The following is an 18027-nucleotide window of genomic DNA, read 5'->3' as shown; positions in this document are numbered from 1 at the left end:
TTGCTCGGCGATGCGTCGGCGGTGCCGGCCCGGAGCCGGGGGAGTCCGCGCGACCAGCCGCTCGATTCTAGCGGAGGGGCCGGAGGACGGCTCCAGCGCTCGGGGTCGGCCCCGCGGACTCCCCCGGCTCCGGGCCGGCACCGCCGACGCATCGCCGAGCAATGCTCTCGATCCCGTCACGCGCAGTTCACACGCGGCGCATAGATTCGAGGACGTTCACACTCCACTCATCACGCGAACAGGACCACGATGCGCAGACTCCGCGCCGCAAGCCTCCTCGCCGTCGTCGCACTCGGAGCCGCCACCGCCGCTCCGATCGCCTCGGCCGCCCCTCTCGACGACGGCGTCGAGCTCACCCTGGTGTCGACGACCGACACGCACGGGCACGTCTACGACTGGGACTACTTCGCGAACGCGCCGTACCCGGCCGACGGTGCGCTCGGCCTCACCCGCGTCGCGACCGAGGTCGACCGCCTCCGCGCCGAGAAGGGCGAGGAGTCCGTGCTCGTCATGGACAACGGCGACGCGATCCAGGGCACGCCGCTCACCTACTACTACGGCCTCGGCGACGGCGCCGCAGGCGTCCTCTCCGGCGAGACGACGCACCCGATGGCCACCGCGTTCAACACCATCGGCTACGACGCGCAGGTCGTCGGCAACCACGAGTACAACTACGGGCTCGACATGCTCAGCGCGTACGAGGGCGATCTGAACGCCCCGCTGCTGGGCGCGAACGTCGTCGACGTCGCCACGGGCAAGCCATACCACGACCCCTACACGCTGATCGAGCGCGAGATCGACGGGAAGACGGTCACCGTCGGCGTCCTCGGCCTCGTCACGCCCGGCGTCCGGGTCTGGGACAAGCAGTACGTCGACGGCGTCCTCGAGTTCCAGGACATGGTCGCCGCCGCGAAGCAGTGGGTCCCGGTCGTGCAGGAGCAGGCCGACGTGGTCGTCGTCCTCGCGCACACCGGCCAGGGCACGGTGCCCGACGCCGAGTACGACGCCGCCGACCTCAACGAGGACGTCGTCAACAACATCGCGACGCAGGTCCCCGGGATCGACGTGGTCGTCGCCGGCCACAGCCACAAGGACCTGCCGCAGACGCTGTTCACCAATGTCGCCGGCGAGCAGGTGCTGGTCACCCAGCCCGAGTTCTGGGCGCAGGGCCTCACCGAGGTCACCCTGAACCTGGTGCCGGACGCCGCGGGCGGCCTCGAGGTCGATTGGTCGGCCGGGAACGCGCCCGTCACGCAGCCCGTCTACGCGAAGGACATCGCCGAGGAGTCGCCCGCACTGGTCGACGCCCTCGCCGAGCAGCACGCCGCCACGATCGAGTACGTGAACACCCCCGTCGCCGACTCGGTCGAGGAGCTCTCGGCCGCGACCTCGCGCTACGAGGACACCCCGATCATCGACTTCATCAACACCGTCCAGGCCGAGACCGTCGAGACGGCTCTCGAGGGCACCGAGTGGGCCGACCTGCCGGTGATCTCGCAGGCGTCGCCGTTCTCGCGCACCGCCGTCTTCCCGAAGGGGCAGGTCAGCATCCGCGACATCGCGGGCCTGTACATCTACGAGAACACCCTCCGCGGAGTGGAGCTGACCGGAGCCGAGGTGCGCGACTACCTCGAGTTCTCGGCCCGCTACTTCGTGCAGACCGCCGAGGGCGCCGTGTTCGACCCCGAGACCGGCACCAACGCGACGACCGAGGACCGCCCCGACGGCATCCCGGACTACAACTACGACGCGATCTCGGGCCTGGACTACGTGATCGACGTCTCCCAGCCCGCCGGCTCGCGGATCCGCGGTCTCGCCCACGCCGACGGCACCCCCGTCGCCGACGACGATCGCTTCGTGATGGCGGTCAACAACTACCGCCAGAGCGGCGGAGGCGCCTACCCGGCCGTCGCGCAGGCACCGCTCGTCTACGACGAGCGTCTCGAGATCCGCCAGCTCCTCATCGACTGGTCGACCGCCCGCGGCGTGATCGACCAGGCCGACTTCTACGACCCCAACTGGTCGCTGACGACGGAGCCCGCCGCCGAGGTCCCGGTCACCCCGGCGCCGACCGAGCCCGGCACCCCGACGGAGCAGCCCACCACCGCTCCGTCGCCGCACCCCACCACCACGGCGGCCCCCGTCGCGGGAGGCTCCGGCCCGGGCTCGCTCGCGAACACCGGCGCCGACGCGGCCGGCCTGATCGGCGGAGCCCTCGTGCTGCTGCTGTCGGGTCTCGCGCTGGTCGTCGCGCGACGCCGCCTCGCGGCCTAGCCGAGCAGGGCACGGGCGGCGGTCGGCGGGGTCTCCCGCCGGCCGCCGTTCGTCGTTCCGGAGGATCGCGGGACGATCGGGCCGCGGACCGGCGGCTCAGTCCCCGCGGCGTCGCGACCGGCGGGCCCGCCAGGCCGAGAACGCCCCGGTCGACCAGAGCGCCCAGACCACCAGCAGGGGCTGGAAGACGAGCCGCACCGCGCGCGCCGCGTCCGTCTCGAGGCCGAACGCCGGCGTCCGCGTCACCAGCTGCGAGATGTTCCCCGGGAAGACCGCGACGAAGAACGCGGCCACCACGACTCCCACGATCACGCGCCACCGCACGAGCACGACGAGCGCGAGCCCGAGCGCGATCTCGACGACGCCCGACGCGACGACCACCAGGTCCGGGTCGGCCGGCAGCCACGGCGGGACCTGCGCCTGGAAGGCCTGACGCGCGACCGTCAGGTGCGCCGTGCCGGCCGTGACGAGCAGCAGGCCCAGGAGGATGCGGGCGAGAGTGCGCGGGAGGGAGCGGCGTCCTCCGTCGGTCGCTGTGGCGGCGGTCATGCCCCCAGTCTGCGCTCGGAGCCCGCTCGCGCCGACCGCGAGCGCGTTCCGGCGGCGCCCCGTATCCTCGTTACCGCCCCGTCCGCAGACCGTGAAACGAGTTCCATGAGCACCCTGCCCCGCCTGATGGCCTTCGACCTCGACGACACCCTCGCCGCCTCGAAGTCCCCCGTCGACCCGGCGATGGCCGACCTCTTCGTGAAGCTGCTCCAGGCCACCGAGGTGTGCATCATCTCGGGCGGCCAGATCGGCCAGTTCCGGATGCAGGTGCTCGACCGCCTCGAGGGCGCCGACCCCGAGGTGCTCGCGAAGCTGCACCTCATGCCCACCTGCGGCACGCAGTACTACCGGTACGAGAACGGCGACTGGGCGCAGATCTACGCCGAGAACCTCACCGAGGACGAGAAGTCGCGCGCGCTCGCCGCCGTCGAGGAGAAGGCGAAGGAGCTCGGCTACTGGGAGTCCGAGACCTGGGGCCCGATCCTCGAGGACCGCGACTCGCAGATCACCTTCTCGGCCCTCGGCCAGTCCGCGCCCGTCGAGGTCAAGCAGGCCTGGGACCCGGACGGCGAGAAGAAGAACACCCTCCGCGAGGCCGTGCAGGCCGTGCTCCCCGACCTCGAGGTGCGCTCCGGCGGCTCGACGTCGGTCGACATCACCCGCAAGGGCATCGACAAGGCGTACGGGATGAACAAGCTCACCGAGCTCACGGGCATCCCCCTCGACGACATGATCTTCGTCGGCGACCGCCTCGACCCGGACGGCAACGACTACCCCGTCAAGGCGATGGGCGTCGAGTGCTTCGCCGTCGAGGGCTGGCACGACACCGCCGCGTACCTCCGCTCCTACGGCCTGTAGGCCGCGCCCCGCGAGCCTCTGCCGCGGCGGGGGCGCTGCGGCAGGGCGGCGCCGGGCGGGCGTCGTTCAGCGGTCCTCGTTCAGCGAGCCGGCGGCGGTGCCGCCGAGGGCGAGCCGGAGCCGCTTGGGCAGTCCGGCGACGACGATCGCGTGGGACTCCTCGATCAGCTCCAGCACCAGCCCGGACTCCACCGCCCCGCCCGCATCGACGGTCACCCAGTGCTTCTTGTTCAGGTGGTACCCGGGCTCGATGCCCTCGACCCCCGCGACGAGGTGCACCACGTTCTCGGGCAGCGCCTTGACGCTCACGACGGGGCGCTCGAAGCGCTCCGACTCGAGCGCGAAGACCTTCCCGGCGACCTTCCACACCCGCGTGCCCGGGCCGAACGGGAAGCTCGCCTCCGCCCCCGCGAGCCCCTCGAGGAGCCGCCCTACCGCCGTGTCGTCCATCCGATCATCCTCCCGCACCCGACTGCGCCGGAGGCGGAACGCGCCCGCTCACCGGACCCGACCCGAGTCCCATCGGAGCGGCGCCCGTCGCCGCCGCTCCGGCGCCGAGGTCGGACGACGCGACGGCAGCGTCGGAGGAGCCGGAACGGAGCGGACGTCCTGATGGGTCGATGAGCGACTGCGGATGCGCCGGCGATCCTCCTCTCGCCGCCGGGGATCCGCGAACGAGCCCGCGCCCGGCCGAGGTGAGGCCGATCAGTCGGATCACGACGAGGCCGTGCAGCCGACGGAGACGCTGCACCTGAACGAGGAGGACGCCCTCGGGAGGCGGTCCTGCCCGTGCGCGCCTGGTGACGGAATCACGAAGGCCGCAGAGGCCGTCCTCCGATCGGCCTTGTAGGGGTTCCTCGGGCGGGAACGCGAGCGAGGAGACGCATCCGGGCAGCCGTCACCGGAGCGCCTCATCCGGCCGGACTCACGGCCCGATCGATCCGCCAGGAGAGAGAAGGAACACAAGCGAGAGACGGCTCTGCGCCTCACCTGTCGATCGATCATCTCTCTTGCGGCAGAACAGGGCGACCTCGGAGTGAGGCGGATAGTCGTTCCGCCGCCGTTTCGGAGCCTCTCTCATCTGTCTCGAGATCGTCGAACCCCGTTGCGTGGAATTACTTGGTGTGCAGTAGTCTCAGGCCTGCCGCGGGAAGGACAGCCCTCTCGCGAAATTAATCGTCGCGGAAAAACTCTCGGGACGCTGCGACATGAGCAGTGGATCTTCCGAGGGAACGTCTGCCGTCTACGGCTCAGGTCGTTCGTTGAAGATCCGCAGGCCATTCGTCCAACCAGAGAGGCATATTATGTCGAACACGTCCCCTTCTGATTCGCCCGTTCCGGCTCGCAATGCGGTTCCCGGCCGCCGGACCGTCCTGCAGGCGGCCGCATGGACCACTCCCGTCGTCGTCGCGGCGATCGGTGCGCCGCTCGCCGCCGCATCGGCCCCGGTGACCGTGCGCACGGTCGCTTTCGTCGACCAGGAGGGTGGCGATGCCACTACTTCCTACACGACGAGCAGCTGCAACCCGTTCAACGCCTACCTCCAGGTGAGCGATTCCGGAGTTCCGGCCGCCGCAGGCATCGCGGTGACGGTGACTCTGCCGACCGCGCTGCGCTGGTACGACGGCACGGCCACACCTCGCACGCTGTTCACGGGTGCCGGCGGAAGCCTCCTCCTGGAGGGCTTCAACGGTCTGCGTTTCGCCACCGCCGGAGTCAGCCAGACGGGCACCATCACGGCCACGACAGCAGGCGTGGTGAATCCGGCCCAGCCGACCGTTCCCGTGGCCGATGCGACCACCGCAGCGATCGTGACCGGCACCAGCGGCACCCGCACCTCGACCTTCCGCGGACGTCGCAACAATGTCGAGTCCGAGATGCCGGAAGCGGTCACCACTGTGGTCGATTTCGCAGTCGCGTGGACCGGCGTCGGTGACACGGCTGTGTCTGCGACCTACCTGAGCTACGTCGTCTCCCAGGACGGCGACGTCTACTCGCACACCGCCCCCTCCGGCGGCTTCTACGAGTGGGACACGACGACCCCCATCCGCATCGGCATGACCAGCATCGCGGCGGATGACGGTCTGATCATCGCCGGCGGCGACCGCGGAGCCCGCCTGTTCTCGGCCAGCGGCAGCACGGTGTACGACTGGGACGGCGTCGCGCTCGCGGCCGCGCCCGGAGGCCGCACTGTCCTCGACATCGCCGTGTCGTTCAGCGACGACAGCCTGTGGCGGGTGTCGCTCGTCGCGACCGACGGGACGGCATGGGAGGCGACGAAGACCATCGAGGCCGGAGCGTCTTGGTCGCCGTGGACGCAGGTCCTCGCCACAGTCACCGGGCTGCGTCAAGTCGCCGCCGACACCCAGGTCTTCGGCGCGACGCGTCGCATCTTCGCGACGACGGCCGCTGTGTTCGACCAGGACGGCACCCAGCTCACCGCACTTCCGGCCGGACGCACGGCGAAGGACCTCGGAGTCGAGATCGGCGGCAACTGGATCAACGTGATCGGTGACAACAATCAGTACTACCGCACCCCGTTGAGCAACCCCGGGACGTGGGACAGCAACAGCACCGGCAGCCCCGTCGTCACGATCACGAACGTCACCAGCGTGGCGTCGGCCTCGACGCCGAACATCGGCATCCGCGCGTTCTACGTGGCAGGCGCGGCACTCTGCGGCTGAGCTGATCACCAGGGGGCGCCCTGACGACGGCGCGCCCCCCGAGCAGGACTCGCGGGTCCGGTGACGTCCTCCCCTCGATCACCGAGGGAGGACGTCACCGGACCCGCTCGTGCGAGCGGATGCCTCGCTCACAGGACGACCGGCTCGGGCGGACGGGGACAGGGCCTCGATCCCCGGTCGCGCTCACCGGCCCGAACCCGACACGACCCGAGCGATCCGTGACGTCCTGAACGGAGAGCGGAAGCGCCCCGGGAAGCCGCGACACGGCTCGTCATCGGCTCCGAGCAGCTCCCCGTCGAGGCAGGATCGTCCGCCGGCGAGGCGCTCGCCCCCGGAGCGCCCGACCACGGGCGCCTGGCCGCGGCCGTGGCCGGAGCCGATGACCGCAGACGCATGCGCCGATCTCGGCTCCACGCCCAGGAGAACTCCGGCGCAGCACCTGTCCGTCTCGATGAGCACGAGTGTGCCGTCGTCGTTTCCGGCAGCGGAAGCGTCCTGCTCGTCCCTGCCGGCGACGACGTCCCCGCCGTCGGTGCCCGACGATCGTCCGCCGGTCTCCCCTCGCGAGCTCTCGCGGCGCCTCTCCCGAGTCTTCTCCTGCCGTTGCGCGTCACGCCCCATCGACAGCGGCGGGACGCCGCGACACCGCATCAGCACCGGACGCACGAGCGCCGACCGCGCGAGCCGAGAGACCTGAGCCGCCCGACGGATCCGACCCGCCGAACCACCTCGACTCCCCGTGCTCGGGACGTCTCCGCCGCCGACGTCCGAGCGGTCGTCGACGGCGCACAACGGAGGTCCGAGCGCGTCCTCATCGTCGGGGAATAGTCGGAATAGCCGAGAGCATCCCCTAGGAGGGGCCTTTGCGCGGAGCTTCGCTCAGGACGGAGGAGCACGACGCCCGACCACTACGCTGAGGGCAGGTCGCTTATGCGAGAGAACAGCGGTCAGTCGCAGACAGGGCTCACACGGTGAAACTGCAAACACCCACTTCCACGAAGAGCTCTTCCTCCGAGAAGGGCCAGAGCTCCTGGTCCCGAGCAGTGGCCAGAAAACTCGTCATCACCGATGTCCTCGTCATCGTGTTCTCGGTCTTCAGCAGTCAGTTCTTCTGGTTCGGAGTGGAGAGCCGAGAATTGTTCGTGGCCGGCCATCAGCCGGAGATCGCGGGCCTGCTCGCGAACTACTGGATCGTCTCCTCGGTGATCGTGGTGCTGTGGGCCGCCCTGTTGAAGTTCTACGCCACACGCGAAGACCGTGTCCTCGGCGGAGAGGTGACGGAGTACAAGCGCATCCTCGATGCGACGCTCCTGCTGTTCGCCGTGATCACGTGCGTCGCCTACCTCGGCCAGATCGGCTTCGCCCGCGGGTACATCATCACCGCGCTCCCGCTCGGCCTCGTCCTGCTCTGGCTCGGACGCGGAGCCTGGAGGGTGTGGCTGCGGCAGCAGCGGAGCGCGGGCCGGTACTCCTCGTCCGTCATCCTCGTCGGCTCGCCACGGAGCGTCGAGCACATCTACCGCGAGCTCGTCCGCGCCACCGGGGCCGGGTATCTCGTTGTCGGCGTGTGCATCCCCGAGGATCTGGCCAGCGATCGGGTGAGCGGGTGGGGGGTGCCTGTCTTCGAGAACATCACGGTGGATGCGGTGCCGGGCATCCTGAACCGGACCGGCGCCGATACCGTCATCATCACGAGCAGCGACCACCTGCCGCCCGAGCAGATCCGACAGTTGAGCTGGAGTCTCGAGCCGAGGCGCCAGCACCTGGTCATGGCGCCGAGCCTCACCGACATCAGCGGACCGAGGATCCACATGCGCCCGGTGGCGGGCCTTCCTCTCGTGCACATCGAGACACCTCGATTCGAGGGCAGCAAGCAGGCCCGCAAGCGTGCCCTCGACATCGTCGGATCGCTGAGCCTCATCGCCGTGCTGATGCCTCTCATCGCCTCGGTCGCACTGGCCGTCAAGCTGACGAGCTCGGGGCCCCTGTTCTATCGCCAGACGCGGATCGGCATCAACGGCAAGCCCTTCGGCATGATCAAGTTCCGCTCGATGGTGGTGAACGCTCATGATCAGCTCGCCGAGCTGCTCGCCGCTCAGGGAACGTCCGGAACACCACTGTTCAAGATCACCGACGACCCTCGCATCACACCGATCGGACGCTTCATGCGCAAGTACTCGATCGACGAGGTCCCTCAGCTCTTCAACGTGCTGAGAGGCGACATGTCGCTCGTCGGGCCGCGGCCGCAGGTGGCGGGAGAAGTCGAGCTCTACGACGAGGCCGCGCGCCGGCGCCTCAACGTCAAGCCGGGCATGACCGGGCTCTGGCAGGTCAGCGGGCGGTCGACGCTCTCCTGGGAGGACGCCATCCGACTGGATCTCTACTACGTGGAGAACTGGTCGTTCACCGGGGACCTCGCGCTGCTCGCGAGAACCGTGCAGGCCGTCGTCGCCCCCGGAGGCGGCGCCCACTGACGCATCGGGCCACCGCGCGAGCGGCCGGTCCTCACATCTCGGTGACGACCGCGTCGTCGATGCCGACCGTTCCCGCGGCGGGGTCGTTCAGGCCGACGGTCACGCGGAAATGCGACGCCCAGGACGGCGCCTGGCGATCCACGCCGGTCGCGGGCCTTACCCGGAACGGGAGTGCCGCGGCCATCGCCGCCATCGACTGCGTCGTCGAGGAGACGGGCTCCGAGCGGACGGTGACAGGGATGCCGCGGGCGTCACGACCGGAGACGGTGACGAAGGACTCCGAGACGATCATCGACCCGTTCGCAGCGGCCTGTCCGATGACGAGGTCGGCGGCGTAGACCCGCCCGGGTCTGCTGAGCACATCGAACGAGAGACTCGTCTGTCCGGTGCCTGTCTTCCGGACCAGGAGCCGCCCTGACACGACGGCGAGCGTGGCCGACGGGCTCGCACTCCGAGAGGTGGCGTCCGGAGTGTCCAGGTACGCGTCCGCGACCGTGCCCACATCGAAGGCTCCATCGACGAGCCGGTTCGCGGCGCGGTGGACGAGAACCGAGGTCGGCACGACGGAGGGCTCGTCCAGGATCGAGACGTCCGCCAACCGGACGAGTCCGGTCCCTCCGACGAGGTAGCCCGATGCCGGAGCGACGTTGCGGAAGGAGGTGCTCGTCACGACGATCCCGCCTCCCCAGCTCCTGTGAGCCGTCTCGAAGACTGTGGCCGCCGCCAGCGGGGCGGCGGCGGAGACCGTGCCGCCGTTGATGCTGATCCTGGCCGTCGTCGTCGCAGCGGTGGAGAACGCGCTGACCGTGCTCGAAGGGGTCAGGCGGACGGTCGCAGCGTGCAGCGTGACGGCACCCCCTGAAGCCTCGACCGCGCGATCGCATCCGCTGATGGCCAGCGACGTCGTGTGCAGCTCGCCACTGGTCGACGCGGAGGACAGTCCCGTCGTGCACGAGCGCACAGAACCGCCGACCATCGCGAGATTCGACCCAGGGGCAGTGCCGGCGACCAGGACGCCCGTGCCGCACTCCTCCACGGCCACGTGGAAGAGGCGCAGATGCTCGGCGCCGGGACCGAACCGGACACCCGTCTCGAATCCGATGATCTCCACTCCGTACAGTCCTGCGCCTCGGACGCCTGTCGCCGAGGACAGCTCGAGGCCGACGGATCCAGGAGCCGCTCGGCCGGGACCCGTGAGGCGCAGTCCGCGCAGGCTCACGCGCGTGTGCGGCGCATCATCGGAGGCCTCGGAGGCGGTGAGGACGAGCGCCGATCCCGACACCGCCGTCGCATCGACATCGCCTCCGGCGAACTCCATCGACACACGCGAGAGGTCGATCGTCAAGGGTGCTGTCAGCACGACGGGCTCGGAGACGACCAGGAAGGACTCGGTCGCGAGAGCGTGAGCCGCGTCGAGAGCGGCCCGGAGCCGCTGCTCAGCAGTCGCTCCCGGGAACTCGGTCGAGTCCCGGAAGCCGTCCAGCCGTGCGTCCGGGAAGGCGTTGGCCGCTGTCGCCGGGGGGGCCGTCGCCACCGCCGTCACGGCGCCCGCGCCCGCTGCCGCCGTCAGGCTCAGAAGCGCCCGTCGTCCTCGATCCCGCGATGATGCTCCCATTCCCGAACAGTACGGAGGAAAGGCCGCCGTCACGACCGCCGTTCACACCCCCCGCACGGCGCACACTGCTGCACGATGTCTCACCTTCAGCGCGAGGGCAGCCGGTGGACCACGTCTGCTGTGCTCAGCTCCAGGAGGAAACTGAGCACGTCCTCCTCGAGGACCTCTCGGGGGACGCCGAACTCGTCGGCGAGCCCCGCGAGGATCTCGACGGTCGTGGACGGATGCTCGAGCCTTCTCCAGATCGCGTGCGCCGTGCCCTTCAGCACGAGGGGCACGGGAAACGGCGACAACAGGTTCAGCAGCACCGCCTGCGCGTCGTCCTCGACGAAGGCCAGCTGATCGGATCGCGCCCACACGGCGTGATCCAGAGCTCCCGGATCGACGGTGGTCACGAGTGGGTCGCATTCTCTCGGCGACGGCGTCGACGATCGGCGGCGAGCGAGCGCACGAGCCCGAGGAACGCCCGCAGATCTGACAACGACGGCCGATCGAAGCGGACCATCCCCGTCTCCGCAGCCCTCCGGCGCGCCCGGCGTGTGAGACCGATCACGGTCGTCAGCGCGGACACGATCAGCACGATGCGCCGCTTCCCTGTGGCCTCGACGAAGGCGAGCGCCCAGTGATAGCTGGACCGCCCCGTTCCGGCCACCCGCAGATCCCACAACCGGCGCTCGTGCACGGCCAGGTCGTCCGGCACGTCCAGCCCGAGGGCGTGGAGCACCGGGCGGAGGGGGTAGGCGCTGCGGGTGCTCTCGACGAGCAGGAGCAGCGCCTCCCGGTCCGATTCGCTCGCGCCCCTGAGGAACCCGATGACCGACTCGAGCTCGGACGTGCTCCGGGCAAGGAGGGGATCCTTCAGCGCGTGGAGCGCGACGACGACCGCGCCCGCGACCGGGGAGGGCACAGCGACCCTCCTGTGCGCGATCGTCACGGTCCGGTGCGACGTCCACAGCACGTCGAGGACCTCCTCCGGCTCTGCGAAGAATCCGGGGTAGCGGTCGTGCACGTCGATGTCGCAGGTCCACTGCGGATGGAACAGGGTCACGGAGTGCACCGGGTACGCGCGCGGGGCCGGGCGGTCGGGCCGGGGGATCCATCCGCGCTCGGCCAGCAGGTCGACGAGGCGCTGGACGTCCGCCGGGTGGACGAGCACGTCGACATCGCTGGACACGCGTCTCGTGCGGATGCCCTGTGCATGGGCGGTGGGCCCCTTGATGAACAGGGTGCGGAGCCCGTGCGTGGAGGAGAGGTGCGCGGTGAGGGCGTGTGCGAGGTGTACCGCATCATCGAGGGAGAGCTCGGTCGTCGCGGGTGCGGAGCTCACCGTCGATCCGACAACTGCCGGTGCCGACCGGTGGACGGCGCCGGACGCACCGCCATGGATCGCGACACCGCCGCTGCCCGTCGCTCCGAGTCGAGGCCGGACCGGGCGATCGAGGTCGTCGCCGGCAGCGGCTCGGAGGCGAGCGATGCGGCGTACGCCAGCGCGATCCACACGGTCAAGGCGGTCCACGCGGGGGCGGAGGCCAGAGCGACGGCGAGGAAGACCCCCAGACCCAGTGCCGTCCCGTTGCGCCGATATCCCCGCACGATCAGCATCACGAGGAGGACGGCGAAGAGGGCCAGGGCGATCACTCCGGTCTCGGCAGCGAGCTGGGCGTAGACGTTGTTCGCGAGACCGCGAGAGGCGCCGTTCGAGGTGAGCCCCGCCACCGCCTGGGAGTAGTCGGTCCTCCACACGCCGAACCGGCCGGGTCCGACTCCGAACAGCGGATTGTCCGCGGCCATGGTGAAGCCCGTGCTCGACGACTGGGATCGGACGTTCAGCGAGCGGGTGCCGACGTCGACGGCGCCTGTGCCCAGTCCGAGCTTCGAGAGCTGCGCGAGGACGAAGCGCTGCAGGGCGGGAACGAGCAGGACGATCACCGCGCCCAGCGCGCCGACGCTGAAGATCTGCACTCCCACTCCCCGCTGGGGGCGGAGCGTCGCCGTGAGGACCGCCGCAGAGACGGTCGCGATCAGTGCCGACGTCGACTGCGAGTAGACGAGGCAGGCGACGGCGGCGGCGATTCCGATGCGGTCGCGACGGCGCAGGCAGGCGAACAGCGCGATCCCGGCGAAGAAACCGAGGTAGTTCCCCTCGAGGAACGGGCCGTTCCTCGGCAGGCTGACGCCGAAGGTCGCCCCCATCTGAATCGTCGAGTTGAGGAGAGCGGGCAGCGGGACCCCGGCGAGGTGGAGGGCCAGCTGGATCGCGCAGAAGACGAAAGCGAGGCGGACGGCGATCGAGAGAGCCCGCTCCATGTCCTGGAATCCCAGTCGGTGGCCGACGTACCACCAGACCGCGAGGGCCAGCAGAGCGTATCCGCAGTAGAGGATCATGTCGTTGGTGAAGCCCAGGTCATAGCCGTAGGCGGCTGGAACCTCGGGTTGCTTGAACAGGAATGCCCAGATCGTCGCCAGAACGACCAGCGCACCGAGCCCCAGCACGATCTCCCGTCCCACCGGCGTGTACCGGTCCTTCTGGACGGTGATCACGGAGAAGCCGATGGCCAGGATGACGGCGATCTCGGTGATCTTCAGCGGAGAGCCGACCTGAATGGTGAGCGCCTGCTGGAACGGCATGAAGACGATGGCGAGGAACAGAAGCCGCTGGACGACATCCAGACGCGCCGCGCCCTCTCGCGTCGTCGCGGTCGCAGCGCCCCCTCGAGCCATCGCGCGCCTCATCTCCGACGTGATCGATCATCGATCGTCTCCTGCAGCAGCTCCGTTCAGCTCTGTAGGACTACAGACTAACCACGGTCCCGGTCCCCCGGAGGTGGTCCCCTTTCGACCTCATACCGTCGGCCGGGAGCACATAGGATCGCTCACGGAGTCATGCCGACGGACCGCGTGGTCGGTGAGGGATCCTGTCCGATGGACATCGACAGGGACCGGAGCCTTCCACGGCTCGGCCAAGCCGGAAGGGCGCGAACGGTTGACAAGCGGATCCACACTCGCTGAGGACTGGCGCGAAGGCGAGCGCACGATCGTGCACGTGACGGAGAGCTTCGGCGCAGGTACCGCGTCGGCGATCAGCGACTACGTAGCGGCCACGCCCGCCTTCCAGCACAGGCTCGTGTATTCACCGCGGGAGGACTCTCCGGTACCGGAGAGCGCCTTCGCGTCGTTCGCAGGCGTGACGGCGCTGCCGACAGGGCACGTCGCCCGAGTCCGCGCTCTGCGAACGGTTCTGGCCGGAATGCCGGGCGCTGTCGTGCACGCGCACTCCAGCTTCGGCGGAGCGTACGCGCGCCTCGCGGTCCGGGCGGGCCGGCGACGTCCGATCGTCTACACGCCGCACTGCTACGGCTTCGAGCGCCGAGACCTCCCGCTGCCCGCCCGGGCGGCGTTCCGGGTCTTCGAGGGCGTCCTCGCCTTCAACACCACCGTGTTCGCCGCCTGCTCAGCTCGCGAGGCCCGTCTGAGCCGGTGGCCGTTCAGCCGGGCGGAGGTCGTGCACGTCCCCAACTCGGTGCCCGCCTCGCTCCCGCCCGCCACTCGCCCCGGCGGGCCGAGGCCTCTCCGCCTCGTCGGCGCCGGTCGGCTCTCGACGCACAAGGATCCCCGATTCTTCGCCGAGGCCGTGGAGGCCGTGCGCGCCGCCGGCCATTCCGTCGACGCGACGTGGATCGGCGGAGGCGAGGGGCGTCACCGCACCGCCCTCGACCAGGCCGGCGTCCACGTCACCGGCTGGCTCAGCCGCGACGAGGCGCTCCGCCGACTGGGCGATGCCGACGTGTACCTGCACAGCGCGCAGTGGGAGGGGATGCCGATGGCCGTTCTGGAGGCGCACGGCATGGGGCTGGCCCTCGTCGTGCGGGACATCCCCGCCTTCGATCGCCTCGGCCTGCCCCTGGTCGCGCACTCCCCCCACGATGTGGCGTCGTACTGGGGCGATCTGGAGGACCCGGCGGCCCGTTCCCGTCTCGTCGCCGCCGCCGAGCACGCCCTCGCCCTGAACACCGTGCAGCACCAGTCGCAGATGCTCGAGCGGCTCTACCTCGGCCTGCTGCCGACCGCCCCTCGGAGGAGGAAGCCATGACGACAGTGCTCGTCTCCGCCCGTGTCCTCGACAGACAGGTCGGCGGCAACACCCGATACGCCCGCACCGTCTACAGCGGGCTCGCCGGACACGGCGTGCAGCACGTGCTGTCCCGACCTCCGATCGAGGGGGGCCGAGCCCGCAGCGCCGTCTACGGCGCTTATGAGGGACTCGTGCTGCCGAGGCTCCGCCCCTCCGGGATCGACGTCCTCCACTTCCCCGCGGACACGGGGCCGCTGGTTCCGAGCCGCCTCCCGATCGTCGGCACGATCCACGGGCTGGCGACACTCCACGTGGACGATGTGCGCAGCCGGAGCTCCGACCGGTTGTGGCGCCTGCGCGTCGCGCGTCTCGCAGCACTCTCGACCACGATCATCACGGTCTCCGATTCCTCCGCCCGGGACATCGCGACTGTCGCACCCGACGCCGCCGGGAAGATCGTCACCATCCCGCACGGGATCGACCACGACACGTTCAACACCCGCTCCACCGACCAGGACTCCGTCGCGCTCGACGAGCTGGGGATCGACGGCCCGTACTTCCTCTACGCGGGCAACCTCGACCCCCGCAAGAACATCATCGAGCTGTGCCGAGCCGCCTCGAAGGTCTTCGACGAGACGGGGGTGCCGCTCCTGGTGTCCGGCGCTCCGGCGTGGGAGAGCGACGCGATCCTCGAGGCGGTCCGCGGAACCCGCGGCGTGCGCTACCTCGGCCGCGTACCGGATGAGGCGCTCGTCCCGCTGCTCCGGGGAGCGCTCGCCTTCTGCTTCCCCTCCACCTACGAGGGCTTCGGCTTCCCGGTCGTCGAGGCCATGGCGTGCGGCGTTCCCGTCATCTGCAGCGATCGCGGGTCGCTCGCCGAGGTGGCGGGCGGCGCGGCGCTGACGCTCACCGACATCGGCGCGACGGCGATCGCCGATCACATGCGCGAGATCGTCGCCGATCCGTCCCTCCGCAACGACCTGCGGAGCCGGGGTCTGATCAACGCTCGACGATTCCAGTGGTCGGACTCCATCGCAGCGCATGCTCGCGTCTTCGAGGAGGCCGCACGATGAGGGTCACGATCGTCCACGCGTACAGCACCACCAACTCCGGCGACGGCCTGCTGGTCGAGGAGGCGCGGGAGCTGGTCCTGTCGGCCCTGCCGACGGCGGAGATCACGCTCGTCGCCCTCGACCCCGCGAGCTTCGACGACGAGCTCTACGAGCGTGTCCTGCACCCCCTCACCGGCCATGCCGGCAGCATCGGCAGCCTCGAGACGCTGCGACGCGGCGGGGTCGCGCTGCTCTCCGGCCGCCGGAGCGCCGGCTACGCGCGGGCGATCGCCGGGTCCGACCTCGTCGTCGGCGTCGGGGGCGGCTACCTCCGCACCAAGAATCCCGTCGAAGTCGTCAAGATGATGTGCACCAACTTCGTCCAGATGCCCCGGCGCGGCGACCGCGTTCCGTTCGTCTACCTTCCGCAGAGCATCGGGCCGCTCAATCTCGGGACCCGCCGTGTGATCGCGGCGCGACTGGCCCGCGCCGTCGGGGTCTTCGCCCGGGACGACCGCTCCGTCGAGGAGCTGTCCGGCCTCGCGAACGTGCACCGCGCTCCCGACATGGCCCTTCTGGGCCTCCCCGACGAGTTCGATCCGAGGACCGTCGTGCGGGCCGGAGCTCCCGGGCCCGTCGGGATCGTCGCCCGCGCGCTGTCCTCGAGCCGGTCGCGACGTGCCGCCTACGAGTCGCGGATCGACGCCCTCGCGCGCGATGCGGAGTCGGAGCTGCTCGCTCAAGCCACCGCTCGCGGCAACAACGATCCGCAGTTCTACGAGCGGCTCGGCCACGAAGGGCCTTTCCGCCTGCTCCGCGACGCGGTCGGCAGCGGAGTCGCGGATCGGCCGGCGGTCGTGGTCTCGGTCCGGCTGCACGGCAGCATCCAGACCATCCGCAGCGGCGTTCCGAGTGTCCATCTGAGCTACGAGCGGAAGGGCTGGGGTGCCTACGACGACCTCGGGATCGACCGGTTCGTGCACAACGCCTTCGACGCCGATCTCTCGCTCATCCGCGACCAGATCGCTGAGCTGCGGGAGGACCCGTCCGACTACTGGAGGCGCGTCGGAGACTCCGTGTCGGCGCTGCGGATGCAGCGAGGACGACTCGTCGACCTCCTCGTCGACGCCTCCGGACCGGTCGGGCGCCCGTGAAGATCGTCTTCGCGAGCCACACCGCCGAGGTCGGGGTCTTCCGAGTGGGGAGCCACCACCTGGCTCGCGAGCTCTCGCGCCTCGGGAACACGGTGACGCACGTCTCGACGCCGTCCTCGCTCCTGCACGCGGGGCGCCTGCGGGACGCCACCGTGCGGGCCCGCTTCGGTCTTGCGCTGCGAGGTCCACGCACGGACGCGGCGGGCGTCGTGCACGCCGAACCGCTCACCGTCGCCCCACTGGGATCGCTCCCGGCGCGGATGCGGACGCCGTCTCTGCGGGTGCCGCTGCGGCCCTGGCGGGCGCCCAGTGGGGCGATGCGTCCTGATGTCCTCATCGTGGACCAGCCCCTGATGGGCGTGCCGCTCCTCGAGCTCCTGCAGCCGAAGCGTGTCGTCTACCGGCCCACGGACGCTCATTTCGAACCGGGGATGCGGGCGGCGGAGATCGAGCTCCTCGAGCGGGCGGACGCTCTCGTCGCCACGTCGGAGCCGGTGCTGCGCGCGGTCTCCGAGGGAGTGGCCGCGCCGGAGCGCACGCTGGTCCTCGAGAACGGAGTCGAGTACGAGCGGTTCCACGGTCTCGGTGCCGAGCGTGCGGGAGTCGTCTACCTCGGGGCGCTCGACCGCCGCTTCGACTGGGGAGGAGTCCGGATGCTCGCCTCGGCGTTCCCTGACGTCCCCTTCCGACTCGCCGGTCCGCTCCCGAAGAACGTGGAGACGCTGCCCGCGAACGTGGAGCTGCTCGGCGCCGTGCCCTACTCCCGGGCGCCCGCGCTGCTGAAGAGCGCCCGCGTCGGGCTGCTACCGCTCTCGGACGACCCGGGCAACGCGGGTCGCAGCCCGATGAAGTACTTCGAGTACCTCGCCGCCGGCCTCAGGATCGTCTCGTCCGCCTCCCCTGCACTGCGAGCCCGCTCCGCCCCCGGCGTCTGGCTCTACGACGACCCTGCGGGCGCAGAGAACGGGCTGCGGTCCGCGCTGGAGGCTGCGGCGTCGGGACCCAACCGGGAGGGCTCGGTCTACGCGGAGCAGTACGGCTGGCACCGTCGCGCCGCCGACCTCGCACAGCTGCTCGACGCGGTGCTGGCGGCACCGCGCCGAGTGCGGCGCTGACGGCCCGTCCTCAGCGCCGCCAGCGGTCGATCGGGAAGGCGTCCAGCAGGGGCGCCTGATCCCACGCAGCCAGCGGGCGTCTAGGAGTGCAGCCGGATCCGCGTCGCGTGAGCCACGGCGGAGTCGAGATCATCGAAGAGGGTGTACTCCGACCCGGTCCGTCCTGTCCCCTCGAAGTAG

Annotated in this window: 14 protein-coding genes; 8 read left to right on the top strand and 6 right to left on the bottom strand. The window is 70.4% G+C overall.

Features of this window, described 5'->3' with window-relative positions:
• The first annotated feature begins 249 nt into the window (after positions 1-249).
• Positions 250-2274 (top strand): bifunctional UDP-sugar hydrolase/5'-nucleotidase, encoded by a 2025-nt coding sequence (locus C5C53_RS01525; protein ID WP_104266619.1) that lies wholly within the window; start codon positions 250-252, stop codon positions 2272-2274.
• 96 nt (positions 2275-2370) lie between these two features.
• On the opposite strand, the gene C5C53_RS01520 is transcribed toward C5C53_RS01525, so the two are convergent.
• A complete protein-coding gene (locus C5C53_RS01520) occupies positions 2371-2823 on the bottom strand; it encodes a DoxX family membrane protein (RefSeq protein ID WP_104247486.1) in 453 nt (150 codons plus the stop codon).
• A gap of 105 nt (positions 2824-2928) precedes the next feature.
• Between C5C53_RS01520 and C5C53_RS01515 the strand changes: the two genes are divergently transcribed.
• Positions 2929-3681, top strand: coding sequence for an HAD-IIB family hydrolase (locus C5C53_RS01515; protein ID WP_104222786.1), 753 nt, complete (start codon positions 2929-2931; stop codon positions 3679-3681).
• Between the two features lie 66 nt (positions 3682-3747).
• Here C5C53_RS01515 and C5C53_RS01510 read toward each other — a convergent pair whose 3' ends face one another.
• Positions 3748-4131 carry an MmcQ/YjbR family DNA-binding protein gene (locus C5C53_RS01510; RefSeq protein ID WP_104266618.1) on the bottom strand — a complete coding sequence of 128 codons (384 nt, stop codon included), beginning with the start codon at positions 4129-4131 and terminating at the stop codon, positions 3748-3750.
• 854 nt (positions 4132-4985) lie between these two features.
• On the opposite strand from C5C53_RS01510, the gene C5C53_RS01505 reads away from it, so the two are divergent.
• Both C5C53_RS01505 and C5C53_RS01495 read left to right on the top strand, forming a co-directional pair.
• A complete protein-coding gene (locus C5C53_RS01505) occupies positions 4986-6365 on the top strand; it encodes a hypothetical protein (RefSeq protein ID WP_146084623.1) in 1380 nt (459 codons plus the stop codon).
• Between the two features lie 1043 nt (positions 6366-7408).
• Entirely contained in the window at positions 7409-8839 is a 1431-nt protein-coding gene (locus C5C53_RS01495) for a sugar transferase (RefSeq protein WP_258075341.1), read from the top strand.
• A gap of 31 nt (positions 8840-8870) precedes the next feature.
• Here C5C53_RS01495 and C5C53_RS01490 read toward each other — a convergent pair whose 3' ends face one another.
• The 4 genes from C5C53_RS01490 to C5C53_RS01475 form a co-directional block, all read right to left on the bottom strand.
• A complete protein-coding gene (locus C5C53_RS01490; RefSeq protein WP_181127691.1) occupies positions 8871-10373 on the bottom strand; it encodes a hypothetical protein in 1503 nt (500 codons plus the stop codon).
• Between the two features lie 167 nt (positions 10374-10540).
• Positions 10541-10849 carry a PqqD family protein gene (locus C5C53_RS16960; protein WP_181027179.1) on the bottom strand — a complete coding sequence of 103 codons (309 nt, stop codon included), beginning with the start codon at positions 10847-10849 and terminating at the stop codon, positions 10541-10543.
• Entirely contained in the window at positions 10846-11781 is a 936-nt protein-coding gene (locus C5C53_RS16955; RefSeq protein ID WP_181127690.1) for a nucleotidyltransferase family protein, read from the bottom strand. Before C5C53_RS16955 ends, C5C53_RS16960 begins: the two co-directional genes overlap by 4 nt.
• Positions 11778-13175: an O-antigen ligase gene (locus C5C53_RS01475; RefSeq protein WP_181065640.1), complete on the bottom strand. Its 1398-nt coding sequence runs from the start codon at positions 13173-13175 to the stop codon at positions 11778-11780. Before C5C53_RS01475 ends, C5C53_RS16955 begins: the two co-directional genes overlap by 4 nt.
• On the opposite strand from C5C53_RS01475, the gene C5C53_RS01470 reads away from it, so the two are divergent.
• Genes C5C53_RS01470 through C5C53_RS01455 form a run of 4 tightly spaced genes read left to right on the top strand, consistent with a single transcriptional unit; the run spans position 13057 to position 17847 of the window.
• A complete protein-coding gene (locus C5C53_RS01470) occupies positions 13057-14544 on the top strand; it encodes a glycosyltransferase family 4 protein (protein WP_104225881.1) in 1488 nt (495 codons plus the stop codon). The genes C5C53_RS01475 and C5C53_RS01470 overlap by 119 nt on opposite strands.
• The gene (locus C5C53_RS01465; protein ID WP_104222794.1) at positions 14541-15599 is read left to right on the top strand and encodes a glycosyltransferase family 1 protein; all 1059 of its coding nucleotides are present in this window, start codon (positions 14541-14543) and stop codon (positions 15597-15599) included. The genes C5C53_RS01470 and C5C53_RS01465 overlap by 4 nt, the downstream gene beginning before the upstream one ends.
• The gene (locus tag C5C53_RS01460; protein WP_104266614.1) at positions 15596-16732 is read left to right on the top strand and encodes a polysaccharide pyruvyl transferase family protein; all 1137 of its coding nucleotides are present in this window, start codon (positions 15596-15598) and stop codon (positions 16730-16732) included. Before C5C53_RS01465 ends, C5C53_RS01460 begins: the two co-directional genes overlap by 4 nt.
• Positions 16729-17847: a glycosyltransferase gene (locus C5C53_RS01455; RefSeq protein WP_104262618.1), complete on the top strand. Its 1119-nt coding sequence runs from the start codon at positions 16729-16731 to the stop codon at positions 17845-17847. Before C5C53_RS01460 ends, C5C53_RS01455 begins: the two co-directional genes overlap by 4 nt.
• Positions 17848-18027 lie beyond the last annotated feature (180 nt).

The organism is Rathayibacter sp. AY1E3 (genome assembly GCF_002932235.1).
GTDB lineage: Bacteria > Actinomycetota > Actinomycetes > Actinomycetales > Microbacteriaceae > Rathayibacter.
Note: the sequence above shows the minus strand (reverse complement) of the source record. Positions and strands in the feature narration are given on the sequence as shown.

Bases quoted from the DNA above. Each gene is read 5' to 3' on its own strand.
- C5C53_RS01520 (WP_104247486.1), bottom strand. From the start codon at position 2,823: ATGACCGCCGCCACAGCGACCGACGGAGGACGCCGCTCCCTCCCGCGC.
- C5C53_RS01515 (WP_104222786.1), top strand. From the start codon at position 2,929: ATGAGCACCCTGCCCCGCCTGATGGCCTTCGACCTCGACGACACCCTC.
- C5C53_RS01465 (WP_104222794.1), top strand. From the start codon at position 14,541: ATGACGACAGTGCTCGTCTCCGCCCGTGTCCTCGACAGACAGGTCGGC.
- C5C53_RS01460 (WP_104266614.1), top strand. From the start codon at position 15,596: ATGAGGGTCACGATCGTCCACGCGTACAGCACCACCAACTCCGGCGAC.
- C5C53_RS01525 (WP_104266619.1), top strand. From the start codon at position 250: ATGCGCAGACTCCGCGCCGCAAGCCTCCTCGCCGTCGTCGCACTCGGA.
- C5C53_RS01505 (WP_146084623.1), top strand. From the start codon at position 4,986: ATGTCGAACACGTCCCCTTCTGATTCGCCCGTTCCGGCTCGCAATGCG.
- C5C53_RS01475 (WP_181065640.1), bottom strand. From the start codon at position 13,175: ATGGCTCGAGGGGGCGCTGCGACCGCGACGACGCGAGAGGGCGCGGCG.
- C5C53_RS01510 (WP_104266618.1), bottom strand. From the start codon at position 4,131: ATGGACGACACGGCGGTAGGGCGGCTCCTCGAGGGGCTCGCGGGGGCG.
- C5C53_RS01470 (WP_104225881.1), top strand. From the start codon at position 13,057: ATGGTGAGCGCCTGCTGGAACGGCATGAAGACGATGGCGAGGAACAGA.